17 protein-coding genes and 1 pseudogene are annotated in these 17,511 nt (G+C 59.3%); 11 read left to right on the forward strand and 7 right to left on the reverse strand.

Annotation, left to right across the window (positions count from 1 at the left end):
- Positions 1-24: 24 nt before the first annotated feature.
- Together D8U60_RS03285 and D8U60_RS03290 are read right to left on the reverse strand one after the other, a co-directional pair.
- Positions 25-1,371: a heavy metal sensor histidine kinase gene (locus D8U60_RS03285; RefSeq protein ID WP_130899455.1), complete on the reverse strand. Its 1,347-nt coding sequence runs from the start codon at positions 1,369-1,371 to the stop codon at positions 25-27.
- Positions 1,371-2,051, reverse strand: coding sequence for a heavy metal response regulator transcription factor (locus D8U60_RS03290; protein WP_076563655.1), 681 nt, complete (start codon positions 2,049-2,051; stop codon positions 1,371-1,373). Before D8U60_RS03290 ends, D8U60_RS03285 begins: the two co-directional genes overlap by 1 nt.
- A 166-nt stretch (positions 2,052-2,217) precedes the next feature.
- On the opposite strand from D8U60_RS03290, the gene D8U60_RS03295 reads away from it, so the two are divergent.
- Positions 2,218-2,751, forward strand: a complete 534-nt coding sequence (locus tag D8U60_RS03295; RefSeq protein WP_130899456.1) for a cupredoxin family protein — start codon at positions 2,218-2,220, stop codon at positions 2,749-2,751.
- Between the two features lie 61 nt (positions 2,752-2,812).
- Positions 2,813-3,643 (forward strand): NADPH-dependent 7-cyano-7-deazaguanine reductase QueF, encoded by an 831-nt coding sequence (gene queF, locus D8U60_RS03300; protein ID WP_122880639.1) that lies wholly within the window; start codon positions 2,813-2,815, stop codon positions 3,641-3,643.
- 23 nt (positions 3,644-3,666) lie between these two features.
- Here the strand turns inward: queF and D8U60_RS28015 are convergent.
- The 3 genes and pseudogenes from D8U60_RS28015 to D8U60_RS03315 form a co-directional block, all read right to left on the reverse strand.
- A pseudogene (locus D8U60_RS28015) lies at positions 3,667-3,774 on the reverse strand (metal ABC transporter ATP-binding protein); the annotation flags it as partial.
- Between the two features lie 56 nt (positions 3,775-3,830).
- On the reverse strand, positions 3,831-4,097 hold the full coding sequence (locus D8U60_RS03310; RefSeq protein ID WP_130899457.1) for a DUF4404 family protein: 267 nt from the start codon (positions 4,095-4,097) through the stop codon (positions 3,831-3,833).
- 108 nt (positions 4,098-4,205) lie between these two features.
- A complete protein-coding gene (locus D8U60_RS03315) occupies positions 4,206-4,826 on the reverse strand; it encodes an HAD family phosphatase (RefSeq protein WP_122699481.1) in 621 nt (206 codons plus the stop codon).
- A gap of 199 nt (positions 4,827-5,025) precedes the next feature.
- Between D8U60_RS03315 and D8U60_RS03320 the strand changes: the two genes are divergently transcribed.
- From D8U60_RS03320 to rssC, 3 genes are all read left to right on the forward strand, one after another.
- Positions 5,026-5,715: a VacJ family lipoprotein gene (locus D8U60_RS03320; protein WP_016775470.1), complete on the forward strand. Its 690-nt coding sequence runs from the start codon at positions 5,026-5,028 to the stop codon at positions 5,713-5,715.
- Positions 5,716-6,059: 344 nt separating this feature from the next.
- The gene (gene rssB, locus D8U60_RS03325; protein ID WP_024013622.1) at positions 6,060-7,241 is read left to right on the forward strand and encodes a two-component system response regulator RssB; all 1,182 of its coding nucleotides are present in this window, start codon (positions 6,060-6,062) and stop codon (positions 7,239-7,241) included.
- Complete coding sequence (rssC, locus tag D8U60_RS03330; protein WP_122699480.1) at positions 7,241-7,723, forward strand: anti-sigma factor antagonist RssC; 483 nt, start codon at positions 7,241-7,243, stop codon at positions 7,721-7,723. The genes rssB and rssC overlap by 1 nt, the downstream gene beginning before the upstream one ends.
- 129 nt (positions 7,724-7,852) lie before the next feature.
- Here rssC and tal read toward each other — a convergent pair whose 3' ends face one another.
- Positions 7,853-8,779, reverse strand: a complete 927-nt coding sequence (gene tal / locus D8U60_RS03335) for a transaldolase (protein WP_130899458.1) — start codon at positions 8,777-8,779, stop codon at positions 7,853-7,855.
- Positions 8,780-8,981: 202 nt separating this feature from the next.
- Positions 8,982-9,938, reverse strand: coding sequence for a glycosyl hydrolase family 5 (locus D8U60_RS03340; RefSeq protein ID WP_130899459.1), 957 nt, complete (start codon positions 9,936-9,938; stop codon positions 8,982-8,984).
- 289 nt (positions 9,939-10,227) lie between these two features.
- Between D8U60_RS03340 and D8U60_RS03345 the strand changes: the two genes are divergently transcribed.
- Genes D8U60_RS03345 through D8U60_RS03370 form a run of 6 tightly spaced genes read left to right on the forward strand, consistent with a single transcriptional unit; the run spans position 10,228 to position 17,504 of the window.
- Positions 10,228-10,668: a low molecular weight protein-tyrosine-phosphatase gene (locus tag D8U60_RS03345; protein ID WP_073471426.1), complete on the forward strand. Its 441-nt coding sequence runs from the start codon at positions 10,228-10,230 to the stop codon at positions 10,666-10,668.
- 39 nt (positions 10,669-10,707) lie between these two features.
- Entirely contained in the window at positions 10,708-12,930 is a 2,223-nt protein-coding gene (locus D8U60_RS03350; RefSeq protein WP_130899460.1) for a polysaccharide biosynthesis tyrosine autokinase, read from the forward strand.
- A 40-nt stretch (positions 12,931-12,970) separates the two neighbouring features.
- Positions 12,971-14,053 (forward strand): glycosyltransferase, encoded by a 1,083-nt coding sequence (locus D8U60_RS03355; RefSeq protein ID WP_130899461.1) that lies wholly within the window; start codon positions 12,971-12,973, stop codon positions 14,051-14,053.
- A gap of 15 nt (positions 14,054-14,068) precedes the next feature.
- Complete coding sequence (locus tag D8U60_RS03360) at positions 14,069-15,181, forward strand: polysaccharide pyruvyl transferase family protein (RefSeq protein WP_130899462.1); 1,113 nt, start codon at positions 14,069-14,071, stop codon at positions 15,179-15,181.
- Positions 15,178-16,410, forward strand: a complete 1,233-nt coding sequence (locus D8U60_RS03365; RefSeq protein WP_130899463.1) for an oligosaccharide flippase family protein — start codon at positions 15,178-15,180, stop codon at positions 16,408-16,410. The genes D8U60_RS03360 and D8U60_RS03365 overlap by 4 nt, the downstream gene beginning before the upstream one ends.
- Positions 16,401-17,504, forward strand: a complete 1,104-nt coding sequence (locus D8U60_RS03370) for a hypothetical protein (protein ID WP_024013616.1) — start codon at positions 16,401-16,403, stop codon at positions 17,502-17,504. Before D8U60_RS03365 ends, D8U60_RS03370 begins: the two co-directional genes overlap by 10 nt.
- The last annotated feature ends 7 nt before the right edge of the window (positions 17,505-17,511 follow it).

Raw genomic sequence — 17,511 nt, forward strand, 5'->3', positions numbered from 1 at the left:
TTCCCACGCAGAGCGTGGGAACGATCAGGTCCGAGGCAACTCGATTACAAACCGCGTCCAACCCGCTTCAGATTCGCAATGAATCGTCCCGCCATGGGCACGCACGATCGACTGGGTGATCGCCAACCCCAACCCCGCATGCTCACTGCTGCCTTCCTGCCGCGCCGGATCCGCTCGATAGAAGCGGTCAAACAGACGTGGCAGTAATTGCGCTGAAACCCCCTCGCCACTGTTTTCGACGCAGACGCGCACGATCTCCCCCTCGTCGACGATGCTCAAGCGCACATAACCCTCGGCCGGGGTAAACCGCAGTGCGTTATCCAGCAGGTTCGACAAGGCCCGGCGCAACATGCCGCGATCACCTTCAATTTGCGCCTCACCTTCACGGCTCAAACTCACGCCAGCGTCTTCCGCCAATGGCGCAAAAAACTCCAGCAGCATGTCGGCCTCATCCGCCAGTTCCAGTGGTTCGCGCTTGGGCATCAGCAAGCCGTGGTCTGCCTTGGCCAGATAGAGCATGTCGTTGACCAGTTGCGCCATCCATTGCAGTTCTTCGAGGTTGCTGTGCAGCGCTTCGCGGTATTCCTCCAGTGCCCGTGGGCGGGTGAGGGTGACCTGGGTGTGGGTCAGCAGATTTGACAACGGTGTGCGCAGTTCATGGGCGATGTCGGCGGAGAACGCCGAAAGGCGCTGAAACGAGTCGTCGAGGCGTGCGAGCATGGCGTTGAAGCTGTAGGCCATTTCCGCAAGCTCTGGCGGCATCTTCTCTTCAGGCAGTCGGGCATTCAGCGATTGCGCAGAAATCCCACGGGCCACCGCGCTCATCCGCCGCAACGGGCGCAGACCGCTGCGCGCCGCCCAGGCGCCGAGCAGGGCGGTAGCCAGCGCTGACAGGCCGACGGTCAGCCAGATCAGATGCTGCATGCGCGCAAGGAAATGCTGGTGATGGGTGATGTCCAGCAGCAAAGTCAGTTGTGGCGAATCCGCTGCGTCCGGGTAGAGCGGGGCGCGCAGCACGCGGTAATCGGTGCCGTCATGGCTGATGGTCGACAGGCCGGTTTGCAGCGGCAGATTCTTCGGAATCTGCACCGAGCTGTCATACCAGTGTTGTCCGTCGCCACTGGTGATGCGCAACGACAGATCGGCCTGACGGCTGAGTTCATCGGCCAGCCGCGCCTCGCGCTGGGCAGGTTGGAGATCCTGCAAGGCGCGGCGCAGGCCGATCAGTTTCGTCTCCAGTTGTTGCTGGTCAAGCTCGATGAAGTGCGCCTCGCTGGCGCGGTCGAACAGCACCCCGGCGAACAGCGAGACCACCGCAGTGCAAGCGGCAAACAACAGTGCCAGGCGCGTGCTCAATGACCAACGACGCATCACAGCGAACGCTCTTCGAGCACGTAACCCATGCCGCGCACGGTGTGGATCAACTTGTTGGGGAAGTCATCGTCGATCTTCAGGCGCAAGCGGCGGATCGCCACTTCGATGACGTTGGTGTCGCTGTCGAAATTCATGTCCCAAACCTGCGAGGCAATCAGCGACTTCGGCAACACTTCACCTTGGCGGCGCAGGAGCATTTCCAGCAGGGCGAACTCCTTGGCGGTCAGGTCGATGCGCTGGCCGCTGCGTTCGACCCGGCGGCGGATCAGATCCAGGCGCAGATCGGCCAGTTGCAGGCTGGTTTCCTGGGCGATCGCGTTGCCGCGCCGCAGCAGGCTGCGCACCCGCGCGAGCAGCTCGGAAAAGGCGAATGGCTTGACCAGATAATCGTCGGCGCCCAGTTCGAGGCCGTGAACCCTGTCCTCCACGGCGTCTTTGGCGGTGAGAAAAAGTACCGGCGTGTCGAGGCCGGCGCTGCGCACCGCTTGCAGAATCTGCCAGCCACTGCGCCCGGGCAGCATTACATCGAGGATCAACAGCGCGTAGTCGCCGCTCAAGGCCAATTGCTGGCCGCTGATCCCGTCAGCCACCAGCTCGGTATTGAATCCGGCCTCGGTCAGGCCCTGACGCAGGTATTGGCCGGTTTTCGCTTGGTCTTCGACGATCAACAGTTTCATGGGCGACTCGGGCTGGTTCGGGATGAAAAAGGGCGAAGGCGTTATACCGTGAGATCCGGCGATAAGCGCCAAGCTGACAAAGTTGTAATCTGCCTGTCAGGTCGATGCCAGCCCTGGGTGGTTAGAGTTTCCCACAGGCTGAACCTTCTCTTGTTGGAGTACGACCATGTTTTTGCGCACCTCCCTGAAAATAGCCGCCTCTCTGCTGGCATTGAGTACGCCAGCCTGGGCGACACCGGTGCACACCTTCGCCTTCGGCCAGCCGGCAGCGGCGAGCCAGGCCACGCGGACTATCGAAATCGTCATGGGCGACATGAACTTCGACCCGAAAGCCATACAGGTCAAGGCCGGTGAGACGGTTCGCTTTGTACTGGTGAATAAAGGCCAGTTGCTGCATGAATTCAACCTCGGTGATGCGGCGATGCATGCCAGTCACCAGCAGGAAATGTTGCAGATGCAGCAAAGCGGCATGCTCACGCCTACCGCTATGAAAGAAATGTCCCACGACATGGCGGGTATGGATCACGCGGCGATGGGCCATGGCATGCAGCATGACGACCCCAACAGCGTACTGGTCGAGCCGGGCAAAACCGCCGAGTTGACCTGGACCTTCAGCAAGGCCACGGCGCTCGAGTTTGCCTGCAATATCCCCGGGCATTATCAAGCCGGCATGGCCGGCAAACTGACAGTCAGTCAGTAAGCACTCAAAGGCGCGGGCAAAGGCTGGTAGAATCCGCTGATTATTCAGTCAGGTTTCCGCCATGCATCCCGCAGCCGAACATTCGCCGCTGGGCAAATCCAGCGAATACATCGCCACGTACACGCCGTCCCTGCTGTTCCCGATTCCGCGTACCGCGAAATGGGCCGAGCTGGGCCTGACCGCCGAAACCCTGCCGTACAAAGGCGTGGATTTCTGGAACTGCTTCGAGCTGTCGTGGCTGCTGCCCTCGGGCAAACCGGTGGTGGCGATCGCTGAATTCAGCATCCCGGCGGACTCGCCGAACATCATCGAATCGAAGTCGTTCAAGCTCTACCTCAACTCGCTGAACCAGACGCCGTTCGCCGACGTCGCCACATTGCAAGCGACGCTGGTCAAGGATCTGTCCGCCGCTGCCGGCAAACCGGTGGGCGTGCGGGTGCGCAGTCTGAAAGACGTGGAAGCTGAAGGCGTGGTGGCGTTGCCGGGCGTGTGCATCGACGATCTGGATATCAGCGTGAGCAATTATGAACACCCGCGTCCGGAGCTGCTGCGTTGCGATGATTCGCGGATCGTTGAAGAGAGCGTGCACAGCCATCTGCTGAAATCCAACTGCCCGGTGACCAGCCAGCCGGACTGGGGCAGCGTCGTGGTGGAATATCGCGGCGCGGCGCTGGATCACGCCAGCCTGCTGGAGTACATCGTCAGCTTCCGCCAGCATTCGGACTTCCATGAGCAATGCGTTGAGCGGATTTTTCTCGATCTGCAGCGGTTGTTGAAGCCGCAGAAACTCACGGTGTTTGCGCGCTATGTACGCCGGGGTGGGCTGGATATCAACCCGTATCGCAGCACTGAAGAGGTGCAGCTGCCGAATCACCGGCTCGTACGTCAATAAAGAAACGGAATGTGCGATATCCCTTGTGGGAGCGGGCCTGCTCGCGAATGCGGTGGTTCATTCGACGATGATGTCGACTGACACGACGCCTTCGCGAGCAGGCTCGCTCCCACAAGGGCTTGCATGCACATTTTGCAAATGAAAAAGCCCTGCCATCGCTGGCAGGGCTTTTTTGTGCGGCGGGGCGTCAGATGCCCATGCTGCCCAGCGTATTCATGATATTGCGCAGGGTGCCGGCGATGGTAGGGTGTTCCACTTCAAAGCGCTCCACGGCAAGGTTCACCCCGTCCACCAGATTGTTGTCCTGTAGCTGATTTTCCAATTGAATTTCTGCTTCGATCTGCGCCATCAACTGGTGTAAGTTTTCACGTTCAGACTCGGACAGAGGCGGGTTCTGCTCCAATTGATCACGCAAGGTGTTGAGCCGATCCTGCAGTTCTCGTCGGGCGGGCATGGTGGTTTCCTTTTATCAATAGGCACTGGCATTGACCGCAGCCACGCGCCAAAGGTCTATGGCTGACCTTTAGATTAATCCACTCTCGGTAAACCTGCATGACGCCGATCAGGGCTTTTCGCCCTTGGCGCGGCGCAGGCTGATGTCGGCGAGACAGGCGTCCAGCTCGCCGAGATGATCGATCACCGAATGCACACCCAGGCCGAACAACTGCACGGTTGCCTTGCCGCGCAACTTTTCGCGTTCCTTTTGCGACAGAACCTGCCACTCGCTCGGGCTCAGGCCGCACAGCGAGCCGCAGGACGCCAGGCCAATCGTCCATAACCCGGCATTCAGACCGGCCTGTAACAGGCGCGGCTCACCGCTGACCAGCACGCAACCGTCGAGGCGGTCGATGTTCAAACTCATCAACGCTTGCCAGCAGGCGTGAGGGGCGGGCCACGGATTCATTGTTGCTGAATGTTGCGTCGGTTTGATCCAGTCTGGCAGCGAGGCGGCCAGTGGCTGAGCGAGGGCAGGGGGCAATTCGTCGAGCCACGCGCAGGGAATTCCCTGGCGCTGCAAACTTTTCAGGCTATCGAGTGCGCCGGGTGTAGTTTTGGCATGTTCCGGCTCGGCGTTGAGCTCTTGCGCGGCGCGGGCACCGAAATCCACCAGGCAACCGCTCAGGCCGAACAGCACGGCAGTCAGGCCGGGCGCGGCGACGGGCAAGGTTTCGGCGTGAGTCATGGCAACGTCCCTGAAATAACGCTCAAGACTAGGGCGCTGGGGTGACAGTTGCATGACAGCCGAGTGAAAGCCTGTGTAGGAAACTTCCTGCATATCCTTGCAGCGGCGCACTGCCCAAATCGCCGTTTATGCTTATACTAGCGGCCTTAATGCTCGGGCCGAGAGGTCCGCGCCAGTATCAAATCCAAGGAGTTTTTCTATGCGCTGGAGCCCTTCGCTCACTCAGCTAAGTGTATGTGCCAGCCTGTTGCTGGCGCCGTTCGCCACCCAGGCGGCCACCGAAGAAGACCCTTGGGAAAGCGTCAACCGGCCGATTTTCCAGTTCAACGACTTCGTTGACACTTACGCGCTGAAGCCTTTGGCGCAGGGTTATGAGTTCATCACCCCGCAGTTCGTTGAAGACGGCATTCACAATATGTTCCGCAACGTCGGTGACGTGACCAACCTGGCGAACAACATTCTCCAGGCCAAACCGGCTGCAGCGGGCGTTGATACCGCCCGACTGATTTTCAACACCACCTTCGGTCTGCTCGGCTTCTTCGACGTCGGCACCAAGATGGGCTTGAACCGCAGCGACGAAGACTTCGGTCAGACCCTCGGTTACTGGGGCGTGGGCAGCGGCCCGTACGTGATGCTGCCGCTGATGGGCCCGAGCACCCTGCGTGACGCACCGTCGAAATACGTCGACAGCTTCACCGGCGCGTACCGCTACATCGACCACGTGCCGACGCGTAACTCGATCTTCGGCCTGAACATCGTCGACACCCGCGCCAGCCTGCTGTCGAGCGAGAAGCTGATCAGCGGCGACAAATACACCTTCATCCGCAATGCTTACCTGCAAAACCGCGAGTTCAAGGTGAAGGACGGTCAGGTCGAAGACGATTTCTGATTTCGACCGGCGACAGAAAGGCGACCCTCGGGTCGCCTTTTTTGTCCGCGCCAGAGCGTCACCGGCGACTGCCGCTACCTTCCATCGGGTTACCGTTGGAGCGGTTCTTATAACTCCCGGTGATTTGACAAACAAAGTCGTCAAGCGACAATCGGCGCATGCTTGAAACGCTCTGCGGATGGGAGTACCGTCTGCGCCTTAGAAGGGCACCTCTGTTTAAAACCGCGCGCCAGGCGAATGCTTGAAAGCGCTGCAACAGAGAGGCTAGAAAGCGAATCCAGTAGTCTGCGCAGGGCCGTTGCCCCGCTCACTACGCCAACCTAATTCTGGCGCCGTTTGCCCACATGCCAAAAACCAGTGCCACGCTGCTGATAATCGATGATGACGAGGTAGTGCGCGCGAGCCTCGCGGCCTATCTGGAAGACAGTGGTTTCAGCGTCCTGCAGGCCGGCAACGGTCAACAGGGTCTTCAGGTATTCGAGCAAGACGAGCCCGATCTGGTCATCTGCGATCTGCGCATGCCGCAGATGGGCGGTCTCGAACTGATCCGTCAGGTCACCGAGCGCTCACCCGATACGCCGGTGATCGTGGTCTCCGGTGCCGGGGTGATGAACGACGCGGTCGAGGCCCTGCGCCTGGGCGCGGCGGATTACCTGATCAAGCCTCTCGAAGATCTGGCTGTGCTCGAGCATTCCGTGCGCCGGGCCCTGGATCGTGCGCGGCTGCTGCTGGAAAACCAGCGCTACAGCGAGAAGCTGGAAAAGGCCAACCGCGAGCTCGAAGCCAGCCTGAACCTGCTCCAGGAAGACCAGAACGCCGGTCGCCAGGTGCAGATGAACATGCTGCCGGAAAGCCCGTGGAGCATTGACGAATTCAATTTTGCCCACCAGATCATCCCGTCGCTGTACCTGTCGGGTGATTTTGTCGACTATTTCCGCGTTGACGAGCGCCGGGTCGCGTTTTATCTGGCGGATGTTTCCGGGCATGGCGCGTCATCAGCCTTCGTCACTGTGCTGTTGAAGTTCATGACCACGCGGTTGCTTTTCGAATCGAAACGCAGCGGTACCTTGCCGGAGTTCAAGCCTTCGGAAGTGCTCGGTCATATCAACCGGGGGCTGATCAGTTGTAAGCTGGGTAAACACGTCACAATGGTCGGTGGAGTCATCGACGAGGAGACCGGTTTGTTGACCTATAGCATTGGCGGCCATCTGCCTTTGCCTGTGTTGTACACGCCTGACAGTGTTCGTTATCTCGAAGGCCGTGGCCTGCCGGTGGGGCTTTTCAATGAAGCCACTTACGAAGACCACGTGCTTGAGCTGCCGCCGACGTTCAGCCTGACGCTGATGTCTGATGGCATTCTGGACCTTTTGCCGGAAGCAACGCTCAAAGAAAAAGAGGCTGCTTTGCCCGAACGGGTGAAGTCAGCGGGCGGCAGCCTGGATGGTCTGCGGCAAGTGTTTGGTTTGGCCACGCTAGGGGAGATGCCGGATGATATCGCCCTGTTGGTGTTGAGCAGGAATCTTTAATGAGTACCGGTAGAATCCAGTTCGCCGAGCAGGGCGGCACCTTCGTGCTGAAGTTCGTCGGTGAAGTCCGCCTGACCCTGTGTTCGGCGTTGGATGCGACTATTGAGAAAATCTTCACCGCGGCGAATTTCAACGCGATCGTGATCGATTTGACCGAAACCCGCAGCATCGACAGCACGACGTTGGGCCTGCTGGCCAAACTGTCGATCCTGTCGCGGCAGAAGGTCGGCCTGTTGCCGACGGTTGTCACCACCCACGAAGACATCACCCGTCTGCTGCAATCGATGGGCTTCGAGCAGGTGTTCAACATCGTCAACCACCCGGTGCCGTGCCCGGAGTGCCTGGACGACCTGCCGGATCAGGACCAATCCGAAGAAGTGGTGCGAGTCAAGGTGCTGGAAGCGCACAAGATTCTCATGGGCCTGAACGATTCCAATCGTGAAGCGTTTCATGATCTGGTGAATGCGCTGGAAAGACACTGATCTCGTGAATTGATGGTGTCTGGGCTGGCCTCTTCGCGAGCAAGCTCGCTCCCACATTTTGATCAGCAGTTACCATAAAAAAGGGCGAACCCTCACAGGTTCGCCCTTTTTGCGTTCTACAAACTCAAATCACAGCTTGGCCTGCAGCAACGCCTCCAGCTTCTCCTGGTCGCGGGCGAACTGACGGATGCCTTCAGCCAGTTTCTCGGTGGCCATCGCGTCTTCGTTGGACAACCAGCGGAATTGCGCTTCGTTGAGGCTCAGACGCGCTTCACCGGCATTGCCCGGTGCCAGTTTGCGTTCCAGCTTGCCGGTGTCGGCGGCGAGCTTCTCCAGCAGTTCCGGGCTGATGGTCAGGCGATCACAGCCAGCCAGTTGTTCGATCTGGTTGATGTTACGGAAGCTGGCGCCCATGACCACAGTCTTGTAGTCATTAGCCTTGTAGTAGTTGTAGATGCGCGTCACCGACTGCACGCCAGGATCGTCGGCGCCGGTGTAGTCGTTGCCGTTGGCCTTCTTGTACCAGTCGTAGATACGGCCCACGAACGGCGAAATCAGGAACACCCCGGCGTCAGCGCAGGCGGCGGCCTGGGCGAAGGAGAACAGCAGGGTCAGGTTGGTCTGGATGCCTTCCTTTTCGAGGACCTCGGCGGCGCGGATGCCTTCCCAGGTCGAGGCGATCTTGATCAGCACGCGGTCGCGGCCGACGCCGGCCTTGTCGTACAGCTCGATCAGGCGATGCGCGCGCTTGAGGATCGCATCCTGGTCGAAGGACAGGCGCGCATCCACTTCGGTGGAGATGCGGCCCGGAACCACGTTGAGAATTTCCTTGCCCACTGCGACGCCGAAACGGTCGCTGGCCAGGCCGACATCGCCCTTGCAGTCGCGAACGCAATCGTTCAGCAGTTCGGCGTAACCGTGAATGGCCGAAGCCTTGAGCAGCAGGGAAGGGTTGGTGGTGGCATCGGTCGGTTTGACTCGGGCGATCGCTTCGAAGTCGCCGGTGTCGGCAACCACGGTGGTGAACTGTTTGAGTTGTTCCAGCTTGGAAGTCATGGGCGTGCTCTATCCTATGGGTCTGAAGACATTACCCGAGCGCTGACGGGCACTCAAGGGTGCATTCGTGGATCGATGGCCCCTGCGGCAACAACCTGAAAACGATTGTTTGAAAGGTGGGGCGCGGTGTCGCTGAATACGATGCCAAAACAGCCCACAGGTTCAAAGCAACCGACCTGTGAACAGACCGGTTGCCCAAGGCTTACTCAGCGTTCAACAGACCTTCTACCGACAAGCGTGCCGGTTTTGGCTGGCCGTCAGAGGTGAGAAAGCCGAAGTTCTTCTCGCGATCGTTGCTGCCCGAATCACTGTTCCGCCATTCATAGATAGAGGTCAGGGGAATATTGAGGCGTTTAACGTCGGTAATAAACGCGTTGATCTTGGTCGCTTGCCCCTCAGGACCACCGTTGGAGGCGAGGGCCGAAACCCCCCATTCACTGATGACCCCCGGCAGATTGAAGTTCTGCTGGATGAAGGTCTGCGCGTTGCTGATTTGCGTGGCGGTCATGCCGTAAGGGTGATAAGACACGGCGTTGAGGCATTTCGGGTACTCGCTGACGATACTTTTCAGCGCCACCGTCGACGCCGAGCCCGCGCTTGGCGGCCGGGCGAAGCCGAAACCGACCCGTGGTGTCGTCTGTGGCTGAGCTTCGAAGGCCTTGCACATGCCGGCCATGAACGGCACGAACGTTGTATCGAAATTGCGCGTCGGCCAATAGGTTTCCAGGTCCGGTTCGTTCCATATTTCGATCGCTACCAATTGCGAGCTCCAGGATTTCTCCAGCCCGGTCACGGTGTTGGCGAACTTACCGCCGGCGGCGTTCAGCTCCTCCGGCGAAGTGGCCGGCAGTGCCTTGATCGCGCGCACTGTCAGCAGCACCGGCAGGCCGGCGGAAGCGGCGGCGGCGAAGGCGTCGCTGACCTGTTTCTGATAAGTCTTGGCGGTGAGGCTGTCGCTCCACACGCCGAAGCGCACAAAGCTGAAGCCGGCGGCCTTGATTTGCGCGGCATCGGCGGCGGTAAAGCTCTGGATCTTCACCTGCACGCCGATGGTTTTCGCCGGAAGGTTGGGGAACAGCTCACTGGCGTGAACCTGGCTGGTGGCACCGAGCGCCATCAGGGCGAGGGCGGCGAGTTTATTGCGCTGTGCTGTTTTCATGTCTGCTCTCCTGAAGAGAATGACAACTACGAATATTTGTCCCGTTACTCAATTTCCGATAACGGTGATGGCACTAAGTGCGCGAATGTTATTTTTTGTCAGGAAAACAGCAACTGAAAATCACAGTTATTTTTAGTCCGCTAATTGTGGTTGGGGCGGCTTAAAACGCTGTGGTACTTAATGTTCCTGTACTAACAGGGCGAAGCTATTTCTGAGTGCAGGAAAGTCGTGAGGGTTCATTAACTTTCATGGCATGTTGGCTGTTTGATATTACACAGGAAAGCAAGACTTGTTCAAAAAGATCCTCGTTGTCTGCGTGGGCAATATATGCCGAAGTCCGACGGCTGAACTGCTGCTGCGCAACGCGCTGGGCCAGTCCGCCATCACCGTGTCCTCAGCCGGCCTGTCCGCCCGCGTGGGCGAGGGCGTGGAAGCCTCGGCGCGGCAGGTTCTCGAAGAACACGGGCATTGCGCCGAGGCTTTCAAGGCGCGGCAACTGACCTCGGACATCGTCAATGACTCGGACCTGATCCTGGTCATGGAAAAAGCTCACGTCAATCAAGTGCTGAAGATTGCCTCGCACGCCAGAGGCAAAGTGTTTCTGCTCGGTAAATGGCAGAGCGAGCGCGAAATACATGATCCGTATCGTCAAGGCAAAGCCGCGTTTATTCATGCCCACGCATTGATTGAAGATGCTGTTAGTTCATGGGCGAAGCGTCTCGGGCATTGATGAATATTCTTCAGAACAGTAAATGGTAAGAACAGACTTATGCAGTTACCGTCCGTAATCGGCACCCGCGACAATGATCAAGACAGTATTGATCTGCTCGGCATCTTCGGCAGCCTGATCGACCAGAAGTGGCTGATCGGCGCGCTGACCGGTGCCTTCATGGTCACCGGCGTCGCCTATGCGGTTCTGGCAACGCCGGTGTACCTGGCGAACGCGCTGGTGCAGGTCGAACCGAAAAAGAACGACATGCTCGGTTTCTCCGACCTCAACAGCATGCTCGGTGGGCAATCGCCATCGGTGACCGAAATCGGCATCATCAAATCCCGCGCGGTGATCGGCAAAACCGTTGACGACCTGCGCCTGGATATCGACGTCACCCCCAACACGTTCCCGTTGATCGGCGGCTTTCTTTCGCGGCGTTATCGCGGAGACAGCGAGACCAGCGTCGCGCCGCCGCGTTTCGGTTTGCACAGTTATGCCTGGGGTGGCGAGCGCCTGGAATTCACTCGGCTGCAATTGCCGAAAGACCTGCTCGGCAAGAAGCTCACCCTGATCGCCGGCGAGCAGCAGCGTTTTCAGCTGTTCGATGAAAACGACAATCTGCTCGCCGAAGGCGTGGCCGGCGAAGCGTTTGCCAATGACGGTGTAGAAGGGCAGATCGCGCACTTGTCGGCCAACCCCGGCACGCGTTTTCAGGTGGTGCGCAATCCTCGGATCGTGACCATTCAGGGCTATCAGGACGCGCTGGATATCTCCGAACAGGGCAAGGAGTCGGGGATCATTCGTCTGGCGCTGGCCAGCTCCGACGCGGCCGAGGCGGTGAAGATCCTCAACAAGATCGCCTCGCTCTACGTCGAGCAAAACGTACGGCGCACTTCGGCGGAAGCCGCGCAGAGCCTGGCCTTCCTGCAAAGCCAGTTGCCCCAGGTCAAGCGTGATCTGGCCAAGGCCAGCGACGCCTTGAATGCCTACCAGACCCACGGCAAGACCGTGAACATCTCGCTGGAAACCCAGTCGGTGCTGGGCCAGTCGGTGGCGCTGGAAACGCGCATTTCCGAACTGAAAATGCAGCAGGCCGAACTCGATCGCAAGTTCACCAAACAGCACCCGGCCTATCGCGCCTTGATGACGCAGATCGGCGAATTGACCCAGCAGCAGAGATCCCTCGAAGGCAAGGTTCAGGACTTGCCGGCCACCCAGCAGGAATTGCTCAACCTGACCCGCGACGTCGAGGTGGCTTCGCAGATCTACACGCAGTTGCTGAACAAATCGCAAGAACTCGACATCGTCCGCGCCGGGGCCGTCGGTAACGTGCGCCTGATCGACACTGCCGATGTCGACCTGACCAATCCGATCAAACCGAAGAAACCACTGATCGTGCTGATCGCGACATTGCTCGGCGCGTTTGTCGGCGTGGCGCTGGTGCTGCTGCGCAAATCCCTCAGCCGAGGCCTTGAAGGCCCGGAGGGCATCGAGCAGTTGGGCCTGCCGGTTTATGCGTCGATTCCCTACAGCGCCTTGCAGGAAGAAGAGGACAACAAAAAGGGCCGCGCCCGCGACGGCGTCGACAAACCTGCGTACCTGCTGGCGCTGCGCAACCCGACCGATCTGTCGATCGAATCGATCCGCAGCCTGCGCACCTGCCTGCATTTTGCCGGGCTCGATTCGACCAACAACCGCATCATGATTTCCGGGCCGAGCCCACAGGTCGGCAAGACCTTCGTTTCGTCCAACCTTGCGGCGGTCATGGCCCTGAGCGGCCAGCGCGTGGTGCTGATCGATGCCGACATGCGCAAAGGGCACCTGCACAAAACCCTCAACACGCCGATCAGCAACGGTCTGTCCGACCTGCTGGTCAAGCGCTGCACCCTTGAGCAGGCGATCAACAAGGTCGAAGTCGACAACCTTCATTTCATCAGCCGGGGGCAAGTGCCGCCCAATCCTTCCGAGCTGCTGATGCACGCCAACTTCCGCGAGCTGCTGGCAGAACTCAGCGAGCGCTACGACCTGGTAATCATCGACACGCCGCCGCTGCTGGCGGTGACGGATGCCGCCATCGTCGGTCGCGAGGCTGGCATCAGCCTGATCGTCACCCGCTTCGGCGTGAACCCGGCCAAAGAGATCGAACTGACCATTCGCCGCTTCGCCCAGAACGGCATCGAGTTGAAAGGCGCGGTGTTCAACGGCGTCGAGAAGCGTGCGGCCAGCTATTACGGCGGCACGGGCTATTACAACTACGAATACGCGTCCGACAAATCCTGATGGTTGCCGATTGTTCTTTCCTGTTTGAAGTGGGTGAGTTGTGAAAAAAATACTGCACGTGGCAGAGACGATCAAAGGTGGCGTGGCGACGGTGATCCGCACGATCTCGGCATCCCCCGAAGACGACGCGGCGAATTATCAACTGGTCTATCTGGTACCCGAGGATCAGGCCAAGGAGCTGCATGGCATCGCCCCGCAACAAGTGCGCACCTTTCCACGCAGCGGTCGCAACGTGCCATCGCTGCTGCGTTTCGCCTGGCGCCTGAGCCAGGTGCTGCTCAAGGAAAAGCCCGACGTCGTGCATTTGCACAGCACCTTTTCCGGAGTGATCGGCCGTGTTGTGTGCGTGCTGTTGCGACCATGGCGCAAGCCGAAAATCGTCTACTGCCCGCACGCGTTTTCGTTCCTGATGGAAAGCTCGCCGACCAAGCAGAAGGTCTACGCGTGGATCGAGCGGGTGCTGCAGAAAGTCACCGACGTGATCATTTGCGTCAGCCAGTACGAGCTGGATAAAGCCGCGCGTTTCGGCATCGAGCGCAAGCGCATGAAGCTGATCTACAACGGCATTCATCACAAGGATGACGCACCGAAGAGCGTTGGCGCCGAGCCGATTCATCTGCTGTTCGTCGGGCGTCTGGATTACCAGAAAGGCTTCGACGTGCTGCTCAAGGCCTACGCCAAGGTCAATCGCAACGACCTCAAACTGACGGTGGTTGGCAGTGCGGTCAACGAGGACTCGGTGGAGTGCCCGCCGATGGATTCGGTCGAGTACCTGCCGTGGGTGACCCCTAGTGAAGTGCAGGCGCTGTATCAGAAAGCCGATGCGCTGATCGTGCCGAGTCGCTGGGAAGGCTTTGCCATGGTGCCGCTGGAAGGCATGGCCATGGGGCTGCCGGTGATTGCCAGCAACTGCACCTCGCTGCCGGAACTGGTCACCAACGAAGTGTCCGGCTACGTCTTCCCCTCCGGCGATCACCAGGCGCTGGCCGATGTTTTGACGATCATCCAGAAGCCGCGCCTGCTCGACCTCGGCAACGAAGGCCGGAGCATTGTCCGCGAACGTTTCAGCGCCGCGTTGATGATCCGCCAGACCTACGACCTGTATCACGCTCCCACTTATTAAGTAGAACTCAAGCTTATGAACGTAACGATTTTGCATGGCTACAGTGCGTCCAACTCCGGTGACGGTCTGCTCGTCGATCTGGCCATTGCTCTGGTGCAGCGTAACTTCGGTGACGACACCGCGATCAGTGTCGTGGCGTCCGACCCCGAGTCGTTCAACTACTTGCCGCACCCGCGTTTCGATGCGCCGGTGATGGCGGCCAAGGGTCTGGGCCGGGTCAAGCAAGCGGTGTTTCTCAATCAGTCCTACGCCGGGCTCGCCGATCTGCTGAAGAAGACCGATCTGATCGTCGGTGTCGGCGGCGGTTACATGCGTTCGAAAAGCGCCTTCGAGCACATCAAGCTGAAGCTCGGCCATGCCAAGCAACTGGAAACCGCGATTCTCAGCAAAGTGCCGTCGGTGTACCTGCCGCAGAGCATCGGCCCGTTCCACGGTGAGAGCAGCAAGATCGTTGAACACTACGCCAGCGCCGATGCGGTGTTCGTGCGTGACAACCGCTCCTCGGCCATCTTCGATGCTTGCGAAAACGTCTACCGCGCGCCGGATCTGGCGGTGCAGTCGCTGGCGAGCAAGATTCTTCAGCAACCGAAATTCACCCGCTGCGCCGCCTCGCCGGCGACGGTGTGCGTGGTGCTGCGCAAGCCGCCGGAGTGGAGCAAGGAGAAGAAGGTCGCTTACGTGGCCAATCTGAAACTGCTGCTGCAGCGTCTGAAGAACAAAAGCAAAGTGGTCTGCGCCGTGCAAAGCGCCGTACGTGGCAACGATGACGGCGCGTTCTACCGCGAGCTGGGCATCAACGAAGATCTGCTGTCGCTGAAGGCAACCATTGCCAAGTACCAACCGGACCTGGTGATCTCGGTGCGTCTGCACGGCGCCATCGAATCGCTGCTCTCCGGCGTGCCGGCGTATCACATCAGCTACGAGCGCAAAGGCTTTGGCGCCTATCAGGACATGGGTGTCGAGGACTGGGTGATCAACGGCGGCGACATCGACGTCGACACCATCATCAACACCGTTTACGCACCGAATGCGCTGGCGGATTTCGGCAAGCGCCTGACCGACACTTGCCACGAAATCGAAGCGAAAACCGTGGCCATGGACGAAATCATCAAGGGTGTCGTTCGATGATATTTCGGCTGTTGCTTCGCGGCGGAGCCTTGGGCGCGAAGTTCTTGCTGGTCTTGGCCATCACCCATTACCTCGGCTACGAGGCGCTGGGTTTTTATGGTGTGGTGGTCGCAGCGTCGTTGATCGCGTCGAAGTTCTACAGCGTCGGCTTCAGTTCCGAAATCAACCGGCTGATCAGCGTCGGCGGCAGTTCGCGGCGGGTGGTCGACAAGGTTCTGCTGCTGTATCTGGCGGTGGGGCTGTTGTTGTCGGTGCTGACGGTACTGATCTATTCGCTGTTCCAGTCGGTGGAAGCGACCGCTACGTTGATCCTGTGCGTGACCCTGGTGCTGCTCACCGAGCACCTGTCGTTCGAAATCAATTCCTTCGTGTTTTCTGCGCAGAAAGCCACCGCCGGTGCTCTGCTGTTCTTCATCAAGACCGGCCTCTGGGCGGTGTTGGCGGTGGGCGGCATGGTGCTCGGCTGGGTCGAGGGCATCGCCAGTGTGTTGTGGCTGTGGGTCGCCGCCAACGTGCTGGTGATCATCGCCGGTTATTTGATCGTGGTGAATGTGCACAAGGGCCGCGAAGCCGCGCCGCTGGACACCGCGACGGTGTGGAAGGCCGGGTTGCCGTTCTATCTTGGCACCGGTCTGATCGCCCTGAGTCAGTACGCCGAGCGCTTTCTGATCATCGACCTCGAGCCCTACGCCAGCCTCGGTAAATATGTGTATGCGTGGTCGGCGGCCAACACCTTGCAGGCGTTGTCGTATGCGGTGGTGGCGGTGGTCGGCATTCCGGTGTTGGCCAAGCGTTTCCAGACCGATCAGCAGACGTTCACGGTCAGGCAACTGTTCGTCAACAAATGGGTGATGCGTTCCCTCGCGGTCTCCGCGGTTGTGGCCGTGGCGATCTATGTGTTTTTCAATGTGCTGCTCGATTACGTCGCCGCCAGCGTGCCGCGTCCGGATAACGCGCTCCTCGCGGTGCTGATTTTTTCCTTCGCCTTGCGGGCGATTGGCGACATTGTCTGGGGCGGTTTGATTGCCTCGAAAAACAGCCGGGTGTCGCTGGCCAGCGCTGCGCTCTGCCTGCTGATTTCAGTGCCGGTCAGCTATGTGCTGATCAAGCATTACTCAATCTATGGCGCGGCGTGGGGCAATGTTTTCGCCATCGTCGTGCAGCTCAGTGTGATTGCAGTGTTGACCCGTGTCAGCGGCGCGAAAAAGGCTGCGCTGTCATGGGCCTGAAATTGCCGCGCATCGAGTTTCGTGGGCGCAAATTCGATTCGTCGATTTCCTTTCTGATCCTGTTCACCGGGCTGTTTCTGTCAGTGGCGATGCCGTTGCTGGTGCCGCGTGATCCGGGGCCGGATGCGATGACCTTGTGGTCGTCGTATGCGCGTGCCGACAACTGCAATTTCTGGAATCCGTTCTCGCCGGATCGCTCGTCCTACGAGTGTTCGGCGTTCCTGCTGCGGCCCACCGGGATCAACCTGACCAACGCCTGGGCCTACGGCATGTTCTGCAATTTCTTCCTCACCGCAATTCCGGTAGTGGTGTTCCGGCGCATGCCGTTGACCATTTTCGGCACCCTGTGCCTGTGGGGCATCGTGCGCTCGTTCTTCCTCGAGAACCTGACCAAGGAAATCATCGTGTCGGTGGCGGTGTTGAGCATTCTGCTCAGCGCATTGACGCGCAAATATCGCGGCGGTTTTTTCCTCTCGGCGGTGATTTACGGTGTGCTGATCCGGCCGTACTGGATTCTGTTTTCGCTGTCGTGGGTCGGCGTCTGCGTGATGAAAAAATACGTCTCGCGCTTCACCTTCTTTCTGATGCTGTTCCTGTTCTATCTGGCGGTGGCCATGGCCATTCAGCTGGCGCTGGGCTTTCCGGTGTCATCGATCCGCGCCAGTAACAACGAGCTGCGCACGGCGGGCGAGGAGGGCTCCAAGTCGCTGATCGTTTCGTGGCTCAGCGGCAGTGACTTCGTCTCCCAGGCGCTGGACTCGATGATCATTTTCTTCCGCCTGTCGTTTCCGGTTGAGCTGATTCTGCTGTCCGGGCCGGGGCAGGTGATCTTTGTTGCGCTGATGATCATGACCGCGCTGCTGCTGTTCAAAGTCATCACTTCGACCGACTACAAGGGCGCGCCGATCCAGACCAAACCCAAGGAACTGATCGCGATTCCGCTGGCGTTTCTGTTGGTGCAAGGCTTGTTCGAGCCGGACTTCGGCTCCTTCGCCCGCCACTTCTCCATGGTGGTGCCGGTGTTGTTCGTCGGACTGGGCTTGATGCTGCGCGCGAACAAACCGGCGCAGGTCGAATCAAGAATTCTCACTTAAGGCAGGT

Origin of the sequence: Pseudomonas sp. Sample_11, from assembly GCF_004307505.1 — a bacterium.
Classification (GTDB): domain Bacteria; phylum Pseudomonadota; class Gammaproteobacteria; order Pseudomonadales; family Pseudomonadaceae; genus Aquipseudomonas; species Aquipseudomonas atacamensis.